Raw genomic sequence first — 16,997 nt, 5'->3', positions numbered from 1 at the left:
GGCGGCGACCCACGGCGACGAATGGCGACGCACGGCGCCGCCGGGCATGATCCGGGCGCCGCCGCGCGCGTCGATCCGATGCGCGTTTCGCATGCATCCGGGGCGCGCCGCCAGAGCGCGTTCAACCGATACGACAAGAGGGCGCGATGGTACGACTGGTGTTGCTGCTGCTGGGCATCGAATATTTGCGGACGCGCTGGCGCGGGCTGACGATGCTCGGCTGGGTGTGGATCGTCGCGGGCGTCGTCATTTTCATCGACGCGCTCGACGGCGCGCTCCATTTTCCGATCGACTTCTTCGCGTGGCTGTTCCTGTTCGAAGGGCTCGCGACGCTCGCGGTGGCCGGCAGCGGCGTCGGCGGGCAGCGCGTGCTGCGCTACGTGAAGGGCATCGCGGTCGTGGTGGCCGCGGGGCTGATCTTCGCCGGGCATCACCACGGCCACTTCCTGCTGTCGATGATCTTCGGCACGCTGTTCCTCGTCGACGGCCTGCTGCAGTGCACGTCCGCGTGGATGGTTCGCTATCGCCGCTGGCACGTCGCGTTCACGTGGGGCGTGATCGAGCTGCTGCTGGCAATTTTCTTCTACCAGCCGTATCCGACGCATTACGTCGGCACCGTGCCGTACTGTCTCGGCCTGTTGCTGCTGTTCGGCGGAATCCACATGCTGAACCTCGCGGCGCGCGTGAAGCGGCTGACGCGCAACCCCGCGTTCGCGACGTCGCCGGCATCGGCCTCGGCCTCGGTCATCACGCCCGATCCCGCCGCGGCGCCGGCCGCGCCGCGCTTCGCGCAGACCGAATGGGACGGCCCGCCTGCCGACGACGAGCATGCGCTGACCGTGCACGTGTGGACCCCGACCGGCACGTCGAAGGCGCAAGCGCAGCGCTATCCGGTGATCGACCGCTATATCGCAGCGGTGGACGTCAACGGCGTGATCTCGACCGGGCATGCGGCGCTCGAAGCGCCGGACGGCGTCTACATCAGCCTGTATCCGGGCGTCGAGATCGACCGCTCGCCGGACGAGTTCACGCGGATCCTGCGCGCGACGCGCGAGAACGACGTGCCGGGGCTGTTCCAGCCGGACTATGCGACCGAATCGAACGCGTGGTGCCCGTCGACGGTGCGTGTGCGCATCCGCAACTACGATCCCGCGAAACTGGATGCGTTCTGGTCGGCGTACCGCCGGAACACGACGTACAACCTTACGCACCGCAACTGCTCTAGCACCGTGTCGAATGCGCTCGAAGCGGCCCTCGACGGCGCGGTGTGGCGCCTGAAGGGCGCGCGGGCCGGGTGGGGCGCATTCGTGCGGCTGCTGCTCACGCCCGAGCTGTGGGTGGCCGCGCAGATCCGCAAGCGCGCGGTGACGATGGCGTGGACGCCGGGGCTCACGCTCGATTACGCGCGCGCGCTCAGCATGCTCGCCGATCCGCGGCCGTTCGCGTGGTGGAAGGTCGCGCGCTCGGCGGTGAAGGGGATCATCGCGTCGCGCCGCGCGTGGCGCGAGCAGGACAGCGCCGCGCTGTCGTCGGGCGGTTCGCGGACGGCGTCGGCCGAGTAGCGTCGGCGGGATCTACCCGACGCGCCGCGCGGCCCGCGGCCCGCGGCGTCAGAAAATCGACCGCTCCGAATACGTGGTCAGCCATTCGAGCGCCAGCGTACCGGAACCCCGTCAAAATGAACTGACATGCAAACTCGTCGGCACAGGCTGGCGGGCAAGTGCCGCGCCTCCTTCAGCGACAGGGTTCGGCAACGACTGGCCGCTCGCCACGAATCTCGCAAAGACACTTGAACGTCTGCTGACCGCGACTATTTCGCCGAAGTCTTGAATCTGCAGAAGCGCGGATGCTCCGTTCCTGCTGGCCCATCCGTTGCGCTGCCTGTAAGATAATATACACCGTATATATATTGGATTCAGGATGACCACCGCACACGTCTTCATCGCTACCAGCCTGGATGGCTTCATCGCCCGGCCAGACGGCGACATTGGCTGGCTGTTGCAGCGCGATGAGCCCGCCGAGGACCATGGCTACGCCGCCTTCATCGCCGACAAGGACACGATCGTGATGGGTCGCGGTTGCTATGAAAAGATTCGGACCTTCGACGCCTGGCCTTACGAGCAGCCGGTCCTGGTGCTGTCCAGGCAGTTGGCCGATACGCCGGTGCCTCAAGCGCTGCAAGGGAAGCTGCGCTTTTCGGACCTTGCGCCCAAGGCCGCAATGGAAGAATTGGCGCGCCAAGGCGTGCGCCGGGTTTACGTCGACGGCGGGCAACTCGTGCAGTCCTTTCTGCGCGATGGGCTGATCGCCGATATGGTGATCACCACGGTGCCCGTATTGATCGGGTCGGGACGCCCGCTCTTTGGCCCCCTGCTGCAAGACATTGCTCTGGAGTTGGTATCCAGCCGCAGCTTTGCTTCAGGCCTCGTGCAGTCCACCTATCGGCTCGCGCGATGACTCGCCCGCGCGGGCGTCCGGTGCAAGGCACGGGCGTGTCGCGGGACGATATCCTGACCGCGGCGCTGGTGCTGCTGGATGAAGACGGCGGGCAAGGCTTGACGATGCGCGCGCTGGCCAAGCGGCTGGGCGTGACCGCGATGAGCCTTTATCACCATGTGGGTGACTATGACGGGCTGCTGCGCGCGCTGTCGGATCGCGTCTATGCGGAAGTGCTGGAGGGGGCCGACGTGCTGTCGGATCCCGGGGCTGAAATCCGGGCGCTGTTGACCCGTTATCACCACGCCGTTGGCAAACATCCGCCACTGACATTGGCGATCTTCGCCACGCCGGAAGCCTTTGCCGGCGTCGTCCGCCATATCACCGATCGTCTAACGGTGTTGCTGGCGGAGATGACGGACGAGCCGCTGCTATGGCGCGATATTCTGATCGACCATGCCCACGGCAGCGGCTTGGCGCTAGTTTCGGCTCAAGGCAAGCAGATGCAGGTGCAAAAGTTGGAGGCACAGTATCAGCAGGCGCTGGATCGTCTGCTGGAGCGTCTGGCAAACAAATGATCGATATCGAGTGTTGGTCGAGGTGGCTGATTCGCTCGACTTCTGCGCTTCAAAAAATCGACCGCCCCGAATACGTCGTCAGCCACTCCAACGCCAATTGGCCCGCAAGCGAGTTCCCATTCGCGTCGAGCCCCGGCGCCCACACGCACACGGCCATCTCGCCCGGCAGCACCGCGACGATGCCGCCGCCGACGCCGCTCTTCGCGGGCAGGCCGACGCGGTATACGAAGTCGCCGGCCGCGTCGTAGGTACCGCAGGTCAGCATCAGCGCGGACAGCCGTTTCGCGGAACTCGAATCGACGATGCGCTCGCCCGTGACGGGCGCGACGCCGCCGTTCGCGAGGAACAGCGCGGCACGCGCGAGTTCGACGCAGTTCATCGTGATCGCGCACTGGCGGCAATACGCATCGACGACGGTTTCCGGCGGCATCTGCATGTTGCCGAAGCTTGCCATGAAATGCGCCATCGCGCGGTTGCGCTCCGCATGCTGAAGCTCGGACAGCGCGACGCGCGAATCGTAGTCGATGTCGGTCGCGCCGATCAGCCGCCGCACGAATTCGACGAGCGCGGTCTCGGCCTTCACGAAGCGGCGGCACAGCACGTCGGTCACGACGAGCGCGCCCGCGTTGATGAACGGATTGCGCGGCTTGCCGCGCTCGCTTTCGAGCTGCACGAGCGAATTGAACGCGGTGCCCGACGGTTCGCGTCCGACCCGCTCCCACAGCGCGTCGCCGAGCAGCTGGAACGCGAGCGTGCACGCGAACAGCTTCGAGATGCTCTGGATCGAGAAGCGTTCGTGCGCGTCGCCGATCGTGTAAACGTTGCCGTCGAGCGTCACGACCGCGATGCCGAACTTGTCGGCGGGCACGTTCGCAAGCTCGGGGATGTAGTCGGCGACGCGGCCCTGGCCGATCCAGGGGGCGAGTTCGGTGTGGATGCGTTCGAGGATCGGTTGGTAATTCATGAGGTCAGGCGAGGGCGTGCAGCGCCCGGATTCCGGCGAGCCCGTATGGAACCGTCTCCGCACGGATTCGTCAAGCACGGCGCGTGCACCCCCGCCTTCGCACCCCTATTTTCGAGATGAGCGCGTCAGCGATCGTCAGGCGCAGTATCATGCGATACGTTTCGGCCGACGAGACCTTCCCGGCGCAAGCCGGCTGCGTCGCCGCTTTCCGTACGATTCAACCGTTTGCCCATGTCCTTCCGGATCCTGCTCGTCGAAGACGACACCCGCTTGTCCGCGCTGATCGCCGGCTACCTGCGCAAGAACGACTACGAAGTCGACACCGTGCTGCACGGCGATGCCGCCGTGCCGGCGATCCTGTCCATGCGCCCGGATCTCGTCATTCTCGACGTGAACCTGCCGGGCAAGGACGGTTTCGAGATCTGCCGCGAGGCGCGCAGGCAGTACGACGGCGTGATCATCATGGTGACGGCGCGCGACGAGCCGTTCGACGAGCTGCTCGGCCTCGAGATCGGCGCCGACGACTACGTGCACAAGCCGGTCGAGCCGCGCATCCTGCTTGCGCGGATCAAGGCGCAGTTGCGCCGCACGCCCGCGCGCGGCGCCGACCCGTCGGCCGCGCCGCCCGAGCGCTTCGCGTTCGGCAAGTTCACGATCGACCGCACCGATCGCACCGTCGTGCTGCCGGACGGCAGCGTGCCGGACCTGACCTCGGCCGAGTTCGACCTGCTGTGGGCGCTCGTCAGCCACGCGGGCGAAGTGGTCAGCCGCGACGACCTGATGCTGCAGCTGCGCGGCGTCGAATTCGACGGGCTCGACCGCACGATCGACGGCCGCATCTCGAAGCTGCGCCGCAAGCTGCGCGACGACGCGAGCAACCCGCAGCGGATCAAGACGATCCGCAGCAAGGGCTACCAGTTCAGCAAACATGCGTGGGAATGACGCGCCCCGTCTGTCGCCGCTGCGCTACGTCAAGTGGCGCTGGCTGCATTTCCGCCGCTCGTGGACGGACACGCGCGCCGACCGGATCCCGAGCTGGTCGCGCCTCTATGTGCGCACCTACCTGCAGCTGCTCAGCCTCGTGCTGCTGACGGCGCTCGTGCCGGCCCTCGCGCTCGCCGTCGTGCTGTCGCCGCGCGTGGTGTGGCACGCGTTCGATGCGTTGCCGGGCGACATCTGGCCCGTCGTCGCGTTCGTGGTGACCTTGCCGGCGCTTGCCGCGTACCGCTGGATGCGGCCCGTGTGGTCGGATCTCGTGATGGTGCGCGAGCGCGCGATCGACTTCACCGGCGGGCGCTTCAATACGCGCGCGCGCGAATCGCACAGCGTGATCATCGGCCCGCTTGCGCGCACGCTGAACGCGCTCGCGATGCGCATGGAGCGGCTGATCGCCGCGCAGCGCGACCTCACGAACGGTATTTCGCATGAATTGCGCACGCCGCTCGCGCGCGTGCGTTTCGCGCTCGAGATCCTGCGCGAGCCCGGTTCGGCGGCCGAATACGAAGCCGCGCTCGACGGCATCGCGCAGGATGTGACCGAGCTCGACGAGCTGATCGACATGAGCCTCACGTATGCGCGGCTCGAATACAGCTCGCTGCAGTCGAACCTCGAGCCGACCGCGCTCGCCGCGTGGTTCGAGCATCAGGTCAACGACGCCGCGCTGCTGTATCCGGAGAAATCGATCGATACGCGCATCGCGATCGCGACCGACGTGCGCGTGAAGATGGACCGGCGGCTGATGTCGTATGCGATGCGCAACCTGCTGCGCAACGCGAGCAAGTACGCGCGCTCGCAGATCGCGGCCGGCATCGCGATCGGGCACGGCAACATCTGCATCTACGTCGAGGACGACGGCCTAGGCGTGCCCGAGCACGAACGCGAGCGGATCTTCGACGCGTTCGTGCGGCTCGACCGCCGCACGGGCGGCTACGGGCTCGGCCTCGCGATCACGCGCCAGGTGCTGCATGCGCACAACGGGCGGATCGCGGTCGCCGATCCGGTCGCGCTCGGCGGTGCGCGCTTCGAGATCAGCTGGCCGGTCTAGGGCCCGTTCACGCAAATAACGGGTTTGCGAACGTGCCAGGCCGGCTTGCCACGCTCAATACGTGCGGCCGAGCTGGAAATACAGGTTGCGCCTCCCGCCCGGCGCGAGCGCGATACCGACGTAGAGCGGGCCGAACGACGTCGTCAGGCTCGTGAAGAACGAATAGCTCTGCTTGAGCGGCCCGGAGCCGACGTCGCTGTCGAGCGACCAGACGTTGCCGAGTTCCGCGCTCGCGCCGACGAACAGTGCCTTGATGGGCGACGCGTTGAACGTCATCAGCTGGTTCATGTACGTGACCTGCCCGTAGACGAGCGCGTTGCCGTTGAGCTGGTCGGCCGCATACGCGGCCAGATGCTGGAAGCCGCCGAGCGTGAAATCCAGCAGGTTGACGGGGCTCACGCCGCCGAAACTCTTGCCGGCCTCGAGGCTCGCATTGATGCTGTGGCGTCCGAACTGCTGCGCGACCATCGCCTTGCCGAACAATTCGGTGTACTGCCGCTGCTCGCTCGACACGAACGACCGCTCGGCCCGCAGTTCGCCGAAGTAGCCCTTGCGCGGGAACAGCGGATCGTCGAGCTGGTCGATCACGAGCCGCGCGCGCGCGCTGAGCTGCCGGCCGTTCGTGCCGTTGAACAGGAACTCGGTCGGCTGGCCGTCCGGCCCGAACGCGATCGGCACGTTGTAGTCCGGTGACGCATAGCCGTGTGCATACGCGAGACCGATGCGGAAATCGCCGAGGCGCCGGATCGGCACGCCGAAATCGAAGCCGACGCGTTCGGTCTGCAGCCGGAACTGCGTGAGCTTCACGTCGTCGGCGTAGGCGTTCGCGAAGCGCCGTTCGTATTCCGCGTACGGCGCGAAATAAAGCCCGGTGCCGGTCGATAGCGGCTGGCGCAGCTCGACGCGCACCGACTGGCGATCGCTGCCGAGCGTCGTGTCCGCGCGGAATTCGAGGCCCGAGTCGGTGAGCCACGGCCGCCGGTAGCCGAGGTGCAGCCGGAAGCCGCCTTCGTCGGTGGAACTGCTCGACATCCCGAGCCCGAACAGCAGGAAGTTCGGTCCCCAGTATTTCTCGCGCGCGTCAATCACGAGCCGGTTCTCGTCGTCATGGCTCACGACCTGCTGCGTGACGCTCTCGAAATTGCCGCTCGTCGACAGCGCGAGCAGGTCCTGGCTTACCGCCTTCGGATCGTAGAGGTCGCCGGGCTTCACGTGCAACGCGTCGAACACGACCCGCTTCGGCACGCCGCCGTCCGTGCGCACGTCGATGCCGGTGATCCGGACCGGCGGCGGCAGCGGCTGCGTGTGCGCGGACCGGTACGCCGCGTACTGCTCGGGCGTGAGCGTGAAGTGCTGCAGCTGCGGCAGCGCGGCTTTCGCGGCGGCCTCGCCGGCGGCGATCGCCTGGCTCGCGTTCTGGAAATCGGTAAACGACAACGCGCCGAGCTCGGGCTTGAGCAGCACGTCCTGCCCGGTGATCTGCTTGTGCTGCGACGCGACGTTCTGGCGGATCAGGATGCCGATCATCTGCTGCATCACGTCGGCCGGCGACGCGAGCGCGTCGAGCGGGCGCAGCGGCGAGCCGATGTCGACCGCGATCACGACGTTCGCGCCCATCGCGCGCGCGGTGTCGACCGGGAGGTTGCTGACCAGGCCGCCGTCCACCAGCGCGCGGCCGTTGATCTCGGCGGGCGCGAACAGGCCGGGCATCGCCATGCTCGCGCGGATCGCGAGCGGCAGCGAACCGTGGTCGAGCACGACCATCTGCCCCGTCTGCAGGTCGGTCGCGACCGCGCGGTACGGGATCGGCAGCCGGTCGAACGCCTGGTTGATCGGCACGGCGGCGGTCCAGTCCGCGAGCAGCGCCTGCAGCCGGTTGCCCTGCACGAGGCCCGCCGGCGCCTTCACGCCTTTCGCGCCGAAGCCGAGCGTCAGGCCGCTCGCATAGAAGCGCTCGTCCTCGCGGCGGCTCTGCGGGAGGTCCGCACGCTCGGTCACGTCGAATGCGACGTCGGCGAGATTGACCTGCGACAGGCGCTTCTGAATCTCGTCGGCGGCCATGCCGCTCGCGAACAGGCCGCCGACCACCGCGCCCATGCTGGTGCCGGCGATGCAGTCGACCGGGATGCGGTTTTCCTCGAGCACCTTCAGCACGCCGAGGTGCGCGTAGCCGCGCGCGCCGCCGCCGGACAGCACGAGGCCGACCGCCGGACGGCCGGACGGGCCGCCGTCGGGTGTGCAGGCGTGCGAAGCAAGTGCCGGCGCGGCGGGCACGTCGGTCGGGGCCGACGGGGCGGTGATATCGGCCGCCGGTGCGGATTGCGCGGCGGCGGCACAGCACCAGACGGCGACGAGTATCGGACAAAGGCGGCGCAACCGCTGCCAGCGGAGAGAATCGGGCGCTGTCATCGTGGTTACCTGGCGGAATCGGGCGTCGACAGCCTGCGCAAAACAGGCAAAACCGAGAGATTAACGTGTTTTGCACGGGCGACGCGAGACGCGGGTGCGCGTCTGCGGGCGTAAATGCGACGCTTTCGGTAATTTCGTCGCGAAAAAATCACGAGGATTGGTTAAAGTTTCCGCATCAATTGCCGCTATGCCGGAATACGCCGGCACGCGCCGTGCGCTGCCGGATAGGGCCGGATGCGCGCGGGGTGGCGCCCGAGGCGTTCCGCCCGTTCGTTCGTAAAGGCCTGATCATGTCGACACCGCTGTTCGGAAAGTTGTTTGCGCAATCCGTTTCGATCGACCCCGGAACGGCGAGCACGCGCATCTACACGCCCGAGCGCGGCGTCGTGCTGAACCAGCCGTCGGTCATCTGCTTTCGCAAGCGGGACGGCGCGACGGCGCGTCCGACGCTCGAGGCGGTCGGCGAGCGTGCGAAGGCGCTGCTCGGCCGCGAGCCCGGCCATATCGAGGCGGTGCGGCCGCTGCAGCACGGCGTGATCGCCGATGCGCACGCGGCCGAGCAGATGATCCGCCAGTTCATCGACATGTCGCGCACGCGCACGCGCTTCGGCCGGCGCGTCGACGTGACGCTGTGCGTGCCGTCCGGGGCGACCGCGGTCGAGCGCCGCGCGATCCGCGATGCCGCGTACGCGGCCGGTGCGTGGAAGGTCGAACTGATCGAGGAATCGCTGGCTGCCGGGCTCGGCGCGGGCCTGCCGGTGACCGAAGCGGTCGGCTCGCTCGTCGTCGACATCGGCGGCGGCACGACCGAAGTCGCGGTGATCGCGCTCGGCGGGATCGTCTATCGCGAGGCGATCCGTGTCGGCGGCGACCAGTTCGACGCGGCGATCGTCAACTACGTGCGCAACCTGTACGGCGTGCTGCTCGGCGACCAGACCGCCGAGCACGTGAAGAAGACGATCGGCTCGGCCACCACCGCGGTGCCGCGCGAGACGATGCGCGCGGTCGGCCGCGGCGTCCAGGACGGGCTGCCGCGCACGATCGAGCTGTCGAATCACGACGTCGCGGAAGCGCTGGCCGGCCCGCTGAAGCAGGTGACCGGCGCGGTGAAATCGGTGCTCGAGAACGCGCCGGCCGAGCTCGTGACCGATATCGCGCATCACGGCGCGGTGCTGACGGGCGGCGGCGCACTGCTCGCGCATCTCGGGCGCCTGCTGCTCGACGAAACCGGGCTGGCGGTGCGGATCGCCGACGAGCCGGCAACCTGCGCGGTGCGCGGGGCCGGCGCGGCGATGGGGCGCCTCGCGATGTGCGCGCCCGATTGACGGCTGCGTGGCTGCGTCGCGCATCACCTGTTCCCCGGGATAACCGGCAACGCTGACTCGCAAGTCCTTCATCCCCGTGAACCGGGCCACGCCTGACCCCGCCGGGTCGACACCGTTTCGTCAGACGTGCTAGCGTACCCGCCGCGCGCGGGACGAACGCGCCGCGCGGCAACGGATCGGGGAGGCCAGGAACAATTGAGAAGGAATACCAAGCGGGGCGTCGTCGCGAGGGCAGGCCGCGTGCTGGCCATCGTGGCGGCCGTGTGGGTGCTGGCCGCCGTCGGGCTGGCCGTGCGCGGCATGCGCATTCCGGACGGGCGGGCGGACGTCGCCGTGATCTTCGGCAATGCGCTGGATGCGGACGGAAAGCCGAAGCCGGTTCTCGCGTCGCGTCTCGACGTCGGTGTGCAGTGCTACCGGTCGGGACAGTGTCCGGCGATCCTCGTCAGCGGCGCGATCGACGGCCCCGGGCTCGACGAGGCGGCCGCGATGCGCGATTACCTGGTTGCACGGGGCGTGCCGGCCGACCGGATCACCGTCGACAACCAGGGCGACAACACGCTCGCGACCGCGCAGCATGCATTCGAGTACATGCACGCGCACCGCGCGACCAGCGTGCTGCTCGTCAGCCAGTTCTACCACCTTGCGCGGGCGCGGCTCGCGTTCGAGCGCGTCGGTATCGATCGCGCGCAGATCCATGCCGCGTATCCGCGGCGGTTCGAACTGCGCGACCTGTATTCGAGCTGGCGGGAAGTGCCGGCGTACGCCGTCTATTCGGTCCGCCTCTGGTTGAATCCGGACGCGCGGCCCATGTCGTTCCGGCCGATGCTGTATCTGCTGCGGCTGTTTTCCTGAGCGGCTCGGCGCTTCCTTGCCGCTTCCTCGCCGCTTTCTATCCGTGCCGCGCCATTGCGGCACGGATCGCTCCGATTCGCCAATCCTTTCGCTGTTGTAAACATCAACAGGAATTATTTCTCCGGATAGCGATAATTGCTTGGCAATCGCGGCTTGTTTGACCTATACCTTGTCTGACAAAACGCACGGCAGTACTCAAATCAACACAGAAAGTGTCGCTGCAAAAACCGGGGTGACCATCATGTCATTCGACTAGTCGCGCATCCGCGATTCAAGGCCGATTCCAGGATTTATCCACGAGTAACCGGCGTCGTTCCGACGAACGCCGGGCGGGATTCTTTTTGCCCGCGATTTTGCGCTGTCTTCGATTCGATGTTTCGCCGTTTGTCCGCTCAATGGGGGAAGCATGAGCCGCGCACGTTCCAGAAGAGTCCAAGAAACGCTTCCACGATTCCTGTTGCCGACGGGCGTGTGTGTGGCGCTCATTGGCGCGGGCATCATTCCCGCGCATGCGACCTGTACCACGGCGGGCACCACCGTTACGTGCTCGGGCGTCGCCAACCCGCTCGCGCCGAACTATTCGAACAGCGCGAACAACATCCACGCCACCGTCAACGCCGGTGCGAGCCTCGGCGTGCTGCTCGGCGTCGGCGGCACCGCGCTGTCGCTGACGGGCAACAACACCCAGCTGACCAACAACGGCACGATCGATCCGTCGGCGCTCGGCACCGGGCTCGGCGTGCTGTCGAGCGGCGCGGTGATCGGTAACTCGGCGGCGAGCGGCGGCACCACCGTCATCAACAACGGCACGATGAACGGCTCGACCGGGGTAGCGATCAGCGGCGTGACGGGCATGGCGCTGTCGGTCCAGAACGGCACGGGTGGCACGACGACGATCAACAACACCGGCACGATCGGCTCGAACGCGCTGGTCGGAGCGACGCTGACCGGCGCGGATGCGCCCGTGGTGGCCGCGTACGGCGGCGCCACGGTCAACATGACGAACAGCGGGACGATCACCGGCCGCGTGTCGCTCGGTTCGAACGGCACGCCCGGGGCCGGCAACTCGTTCGTCAACTCGGGCACGATCAACGGCAGCGTGTCGATGGGCGCGAACAGCACGAACTCGTTCACCGCGGTGACCGGCTCGTCGGTCAACACGGCGGGCGGCACCGGGGGCGCGCTCAACATCACGGTCGGCCCGGTCACGCTCGGCGTCGCGGCCACCGGCACGGTCGACGGCGGCGCGGGCGGCGACAACACGCTCAAGCTGCAGCAGGGCGCCGGCGCGAACGGCACGATCGCGGTCAACAACTACATCAACTTCAATCACCTGAACGTCCAGAGCGGCAACTGGACGATCAACGGCGCGTCGAGCGCGCAGGATGCGACGCTGGCGGGCGGCGTCGCGATCATCAACAACAACGCGTCGCTCGGCACAGGCACCATCACGGCTACCGGCGGCGGGCTGCAGGCGGGCACGGCCGGGCTCAACGTCGCCAACGACGTGTCGCTCAACGCGGGCGGGCTGACGGTGCAGGGCTCGAACGGGCTCACGCTGTCGGGCACCGTGTCGGGCGGCGGCGCGCTGACGAAGAACGACGGCGGCACGCTGACGCTGTCGGGCGCGAACAACTACCAGGGGGGCACGAACCTGAACGCCGGCGGCATCGTGGTCGGCAACAATGCGGCGCTCGGCACCGGCGCGCTGAACGTCAACAGCTCGGCCACGATCGACACGAGTACGAACACGACGCTCAACAACACGGTCAATCTCGCCACGGGCACGACGCTGACGGTCGGCGGCAGCAACAATCTCGGGCTGGCCGGCTCGATCAACGGCAACGGCGGCCTCGTGAAGAACGGCGCGGCGACGCTGACGCTGACCGGCGCGAACACCTTCACCGGCGATACGACGATCAACGCCGGCACGCTCGCGCTCGGCGCGGGCGGCAGCCTGTCGGCGAGCGGCACGGTGAACTTGAGCGGCGCGGGCGCGACGTTCGACATGAGCAACGCATCGGGCGCGCAGACGATCGGCGCGCTGGCAGGCGCGGCCGGCACCAACGTGGATCTCGGCGGCAATTCGCTGACCTTGACCGGCAGCGGCAATGCGACGTATGCCGGCACGATCGGCGGCACGGGCGGCTTGACGCTCGCGGGCACGGGCACGCAAACGCTGACCGGCGCGAACGTGTACACGGGCGGCACGAACCTGAACGGCGGCAACCTCGTGGTCGGCAGCAATACGGCGCTCGGCAGCGGCGCGGTGAACGTCAACGGCCCGGCGTCGCTCGATGCGACCACCAACGTGTCGCTCGCGAACGGCGTCAACATCGCCACGGGCACGACGCTGACGCTCGCCGGCAGCAACAACCTCGGCCTGGGCGGCACGATCTCCGGCGGGGGCGGGCTCGTGAAGAACGGCACCGCGACGGTGACGCTGAACGGCGCGAACACCTTCGCGGGCGGCACGACGCTGAACGCCGGCGGCCTCGTGCTCGGCAACAACAACGCGCTTGGCACGGGCGCGCTGACCGTCGGCGGTGCGGCGACGCTCGATACGACCACGGGCCTGACAGTCAACAACGCCGTCGACCTCGCGACGGGCGCGACGCTGACGCTCGGCGGCAGCAACGCCCTCGCGCTGAGCGGCGCGATCACCGGCGCGGGCAGTCTCGTGAAGGACGGCGCGGCGACGACGACGTTGACGGCCGCGAACAACTTCACGGGCGGCACGACGATCAACGCGGGCACGCTGGCGATCAGCGGGGGCGGCAGTCTCGCGGCGACCGGCGCGGTGAACCTGGCCGGCGCGGGCGCGGCGCTCGACCTGAGCAGCGCGACGAGCGCGCAGTCGATCGGCGCGCTGTCGGGCGTCGCGGGGACGAACGTCAGTCTGGGCAACCACGCGCTGACGCTGGGCGGCACCGCCAGCGGTACCTTCAGCGGCGCGATCGGCGGCACCGGCAGCCTGACGCTGGCCGGCACCGGCACGCAGACGCTGAACGGCGCGAGCACCTACACGGGCGGCACGCACCTGAACAACGGCAGCAGCGTGGTGCTCGGCAACAACAACGCGCTTGGCACCGGCACGCTGAACGTCGGCGGCGCGGCGACGCTCGACACGAATGCGAGCCTGTCGGTCAGCAACGCGGTCAATCTTGCCAACGGCGCGACGCTGACGCTCAGTGGCAGCAACGCGCTCGCGCTGAGCGGCGGCATCACCGGCGGCGGCGCGCTCGTGAAAAACGGTCCGGCGACGACGACGCTGACGGGCGTGAACACATACTCGGGCGGCACGACGATCAACGCCGGCACGCTGGCGGTGGGCGCGGGTGGAAGTTTCGCGTCGACCGGCGCGGTGAACCTGGCCAACGCGGGCGCGGCGCTCGACCTGAGCACCGCGACCGGTGCGCAGTCGATCGGCGCGCTGTCGGGCGTCGCGGGGACGATCGTCAACATGGGCGGCAACGGGCTGACGCTGGGCGGCACCTCCAGCGGCACCTTCAGCGGCGTGATCGGCGGCGCGGGCAGCCTGACACTGGCCGGCAGCGGCACGCAGACGCTGACCGGCGCGAACGTATATACAGGCGGCACGAACCTGAACAGCGGCAAGCTGGTGCTCGGCAACAGCGGGTCGCTCGGCGGCGGCGCGCTGAACGTTGGCGGCGCGGCGACGCTCGACACGAGCGCGAGCCTGTTGCTCAACAACGCGGTCAACCTCGCCACCGGCTCGACGCTGACGCTCGGCGGCAGCAACGCCCTCGCGCTGAACGGCGGCATCACCGGTGGGGGCGCGCTCGTGAAGAACGGCACGGCGACCGCGACGCTGACGAGCGCGGCCAACTACACCGGCGGCACGACGATCAACGCCGGCACGCTGGCGCTCGGCGCGGGCGGCAGTCTCGCGCCGACGGGCGCGGTGAACCTGGCCGGCGCGGGCGCGACGTTCGACATGAGCGGCGCGACGGGCGCACAGACCATCGGCGCATTGAGCGGCGTCGCGGGCTCGACCGTGAGCCTCGGCGGCAACGGCCTGACGCTCTCCGGGACCGCCAGCGGCAACTTCGGCGGCGCGATCGGCGGCACCGGCGGCCTGACGGTGGCTGGCACGGGCACGCAAACGCTGTCCGGCGCGAACACGTACACGGGCGGCACGACGATCAACGGCGGCAGCACGCTGGCGCTCGGCACGGGCGGCAGCCTCGCGTCGGGCAGCACGGTGAGCCTCGCGGGCGCGGGCGCGACCTTCGACCTGAGCGGCGCATCGGGCGCGCAGACGCTCGGCACGCTGTCCGGCGCGGCGGGCACCCACGTGAACCTGGGCGCGAATGCGCTGACGCTGAACGGCAGCGGCAGCAGCACGTTCGGCGGCGTGATCGGCGGGGCGGGCGGCGTCACCTTGGCCGGCACGGGCACGCAGGTGCTGACCGGCAACAACACGTACACGGGCGACACGACGATCGCGAACGGCGGCACGCTGCAGCTTGGCAACGGCGGCACGTCGGGCAGCGTCGCGGGCAACGTCGTCGACCACGGCACGCTCGTCGTCGACCAGTCGGGCAACGTGACGCTCGGCGGCGCACTGTCCGGCACCGGTGCGCTCACGCAGGCCGGCAGCGGGCAGCTCACGCTGACGGGCACGAGCACGCTGTCCGGCCCGACGACGGTCAGCGGCGGCACGCTGGCTGTCAACGGGTCGCTCGCGAACTCGCCCGTGACCGTGCAGAGCGGCGGCACCGTGACGGGCGCCGGCACGATCGGCGGCCTGGTCGTCGCGGGCGGCGGCATCGCGGCGCTGCCGCAGCCCGGGCAGACGCTCAGCGTCGCGGGCAACGTGACGTTCCAGCCGGGCTCGACGCTGCAGGTGGCCGTGACGCCGCAGCAAAGCGGCAGCCTCGCGGCGACGGGCAGCGCGACGCTGAACGGCGGCAACGTGAGCGTGCTGGCGAGCCAGGCGTCGTACCAGGCCAATACGACGTACACGATCCTGAGTGCGGGCGGTGGCGTGCAGGGGCAGTTCGCGGGCGTGAAATCAACCTATGCGTTCGTCACGCCGACGCTCGACTACTTCACGAATCGCGTGACGCTGACGCTCACCGCGAACGGCACGTCGTTCTCGTCGGTCGCGACGACGCAGAACGAAGCGGCGGTCGCCGGCGCGATCGGCGCGCTCGGCTCGAGCAACCCGGTGTACAACGCGGTGCTGATCGCCGATGCGCCCACCGCGCAGAGCGCGTTCCGGCAACTCGACGGCGAGCTGTACGCGAGCGCGAAGAGCATGCTGCTGACCGACAGCCGCTATGTGCGCGAGGCCGTGACCGATCGCGTGCGGCGCGGCGTCGGGGCCTCGTCCGGGCCGCTGGCGGCGCTGTCGGCGGGCGGCGCGGCGCTGTGCAACGACACGGGTAGCGGCGCGCCGGGCGACAACGCGCTGCCGCCGGAGCAGCGGCTCGGCTCGCAGGCGAGCTGCGTCGGCAACACGCCGTATCGTCCGGTGGTCTGGGGCCAGGCGTTCGGCGGTCGCAGCCGGCTGGCCGGCGACGGCAATGCGTCGACGATCAACCGCAGCCAGACGGGCTTCATCGCCGGCGCGGACATGGCGCTCGACGACCACTGGCGCGCGGGTCTCGCGGGCGGCGTGTCGCATGGCTCGCTCGACAACGACACGGCGTCCGCGTCGTACAACAGCTACTACGTGTCGCTGTACGGCGGCGCGCAGTATGGCGCGTGGGGCGTGCGTGGCGGCGTCGCGCAGACGTGGTACCGGATCAATGCGGATCGCAATCCCGCGTTCGCCGGCTTCAGCGACCACGACTCGGCCAGCTACAACGCGAACTCGACGCAGGTGTTCGGCGAAGTCGGCTATGCGCTGCCGGCGGGTGCCGTCGCGTTCGAGCCGTTCGCGGGCCTCGCGTTCGTGCGCCTGCATACCGACGGCTTCACCGAAAGCGGCGGTGCGGCCGCGCTGACGACCGGCTCCGATACGAACAACACCGCGTTCTCGACGCTCGGCGTGCGGGCGGCCACCGATCTCGGCCTGCTCGCGAAGGGCACGCTGACCGCGCGCGCGATGGCTGGCTGGCGGCATGCGTTCGGCAGCGCGCGGTCGAACTCGACGTTCGCGTTCGCGACAGGCGGCGGGTCGTTCCAGATCGCGGGCGTGCCGATCGCGCGCGACAGCGCGGTGCTCGAGGTCGGCGTCGACGCGAGCATCACGAAGAACCTGACGCTCGGGGTGTCGTACAGCGGCCAGTTCGGCAGCGGCGCGCGCGACAACGCGGTGCTCGGCAACATCCTGTGGCGTTTCTGACCCGGTTCTGTCCTATCCTGTGCGGAATACGCGACGTGCACCGCGCGTCGCGCCCGACCCAGGAGCATCG

10 protein-coding genes are annotated in these 16,997 nt (G+C 68.8%); 8 read left to right on the top strand and 2 right to left on the bottom strand.

Translation table 11 applies throughout. The annotated features are described in order from the left end of the window. The first annotated feature begins 146 nt into the window (after window positions 1-146). From G3N94_RS15310 to G3N94_RS15300, 3 genes are all read left to right on the top strand, one after another. Complete coding sequence (locus G3N94_RS15310) at window positions 147-1,562, top strand: DUF308 domain-containing protein (protein WP_205793334.1); 1,416 nt, start codon at window positions 147-149, stop codon at window positions 1,560-1,562. 358 nt (window positions 1,563-1,920) lie between these two features. Beyond that, the gene (locus G3N94_RS15305) at window positions 1,921-2,457 is read left to right on the top strand and encodes a dihydrofolate reductase family protein (RefSeq protein WP_205793332.1); all 537 of its coding nucleotides are present in this window, start codon (window positions 1,921-1,923) and stop codon (window positions 2,455-2,457) included. After that, on the top strand, window positions 2,454-3,014 hold the full coding sequence (locus G3N94_RS15300) for a TetR/AcrR family transcriptional regulator (RefSeq protein ID WP_205793331.1): 561 nt from the start codon (window positions 2,454-2,456) through the stop codon (window positions 3,012-3,014). Before G3N94_RS15305 ends, G3N94_RS15300 begins: the two co-directional genes overlap by 4 nt. Before the next feature lie 49 nt (window positions 3,015-3,063). On the opposite strand, the gene G3N94_RS15295 is transcribed toward G3N94_RS15300, so the two are convergent. Beyond that, on the bottom strand, window positions 3,064-3,978 hold the full coding sequence (locus G3N94_RS15295) for a glutaminase (RefSeq protein ID WP_205793330.1): 915 nt from the start codon (window positions 3,976-3,978) through the stop codon (window positions 3,064-3,066). Window positions 3,979-4,209: 231 nt separating this feature from the next. Between G3N94_RS15295 and G3N94_RS15290 the strand changes: the two genes are divergently transcribed. Both G3N94_RS15290 and G3N94_RS15285 read left to right on the top strand, forming a co-directional pair. Then, a complete protein-coding gene (locus G3N94_RS15290; RefSeq protein ID WP_205793329.1) occupies window positions 4,210-4,920 on the top strand; it encodes a response regulator in 711 nt (236 codons plus the stop codon). Next, entirely contained in the window at window positions 4,907-6,022 is a 1,116-nt protein-coding gene (locus G3N94_RS15285) for an ATP-binding protein (protein WP_205793328.1), read from the top strand. The genes G3N94_RS15290 and G3N94_RS15285 overlap by 14 nt, the downstream gene beginning before the upstream one ends. Before the next feature lie 54 nt (window positions 6,023-6,076). Here the strand turns inward: G3N94_RS15285 and G3N94_RS15280 are convergent, their stop codons facing one another. Continuing rightward, window positions 6,077-8,431: a patatin-like phospholipase family protein gene (locus tag G3N94_RS15280; RefSeq protein ID WP_205793327.1), complete on the bottom strand. Its 2,355-nt coding sequence runs from the start codon at window positions 8,429-8,431 to the stop codon at window positions 6,077-6,079. 290 nt (window positions 8,432-8,721) lie between these two features. Between G3N94_RS15280 and G3N94_RS15275 the strand changes: the two genes are divergently transcribed. The 3 genes from G3N94_RS15275 (at window position 8,722) to G3N94_RS15265 (ending at window position 16,927) form a co-directional block, all read left to right on the top strand. Beyond that, window positions 8,722-9,756 (top strand): rod shape-determining protein, encoded by a 1,035-nt coding sequence (locus G3N94_RS15275; RefSeq protein ID WP_205793326.1) that lies wholly within the window; start codon window positions 8,722-8,724, stop codon window positions 9,754-9,756. A 195-nt stretch (window positions 9,757-9,951) separates the two neighbouring features. Further along, window positions 9,952-10,611 (top strand): YdcF family protein, encoded by a 660-nt coding sequence (locus G3N94_RS15270; RefSeq protein WP_205793325.1) that lies wholly within the window; start codon window positions 9,952-9,954, stop codon window positions 10,609-10,611. Window positions 10,612-11,017: 406 nt separating this feature from the next. After that, complete coding sequence (locus tag G3N94_RS15265) at window positions 11,018-16,927, top strand: autotransporter domain-containing protein (RefSeq protein ID WP_205793323.1); 5,910 nt, start codon at window positions 11,018-11,020, stop codon at window positions 16,925-16,927. Window positions 16,928-16,997 lie beyond the last annotated feature (70 nt).

It is taken from the genome of Burkholderia sp. Ac-20353 (assembly GCF_017104785.1).
GTDB lineage: Bacteria > Pseudomonadota > Gammaproteobacteria > Burkholderiales > Burkholderiaceae > Burkholderia.
This window is presented reverse-complemented; position numbering and strand designations above follow the sequence as displayed.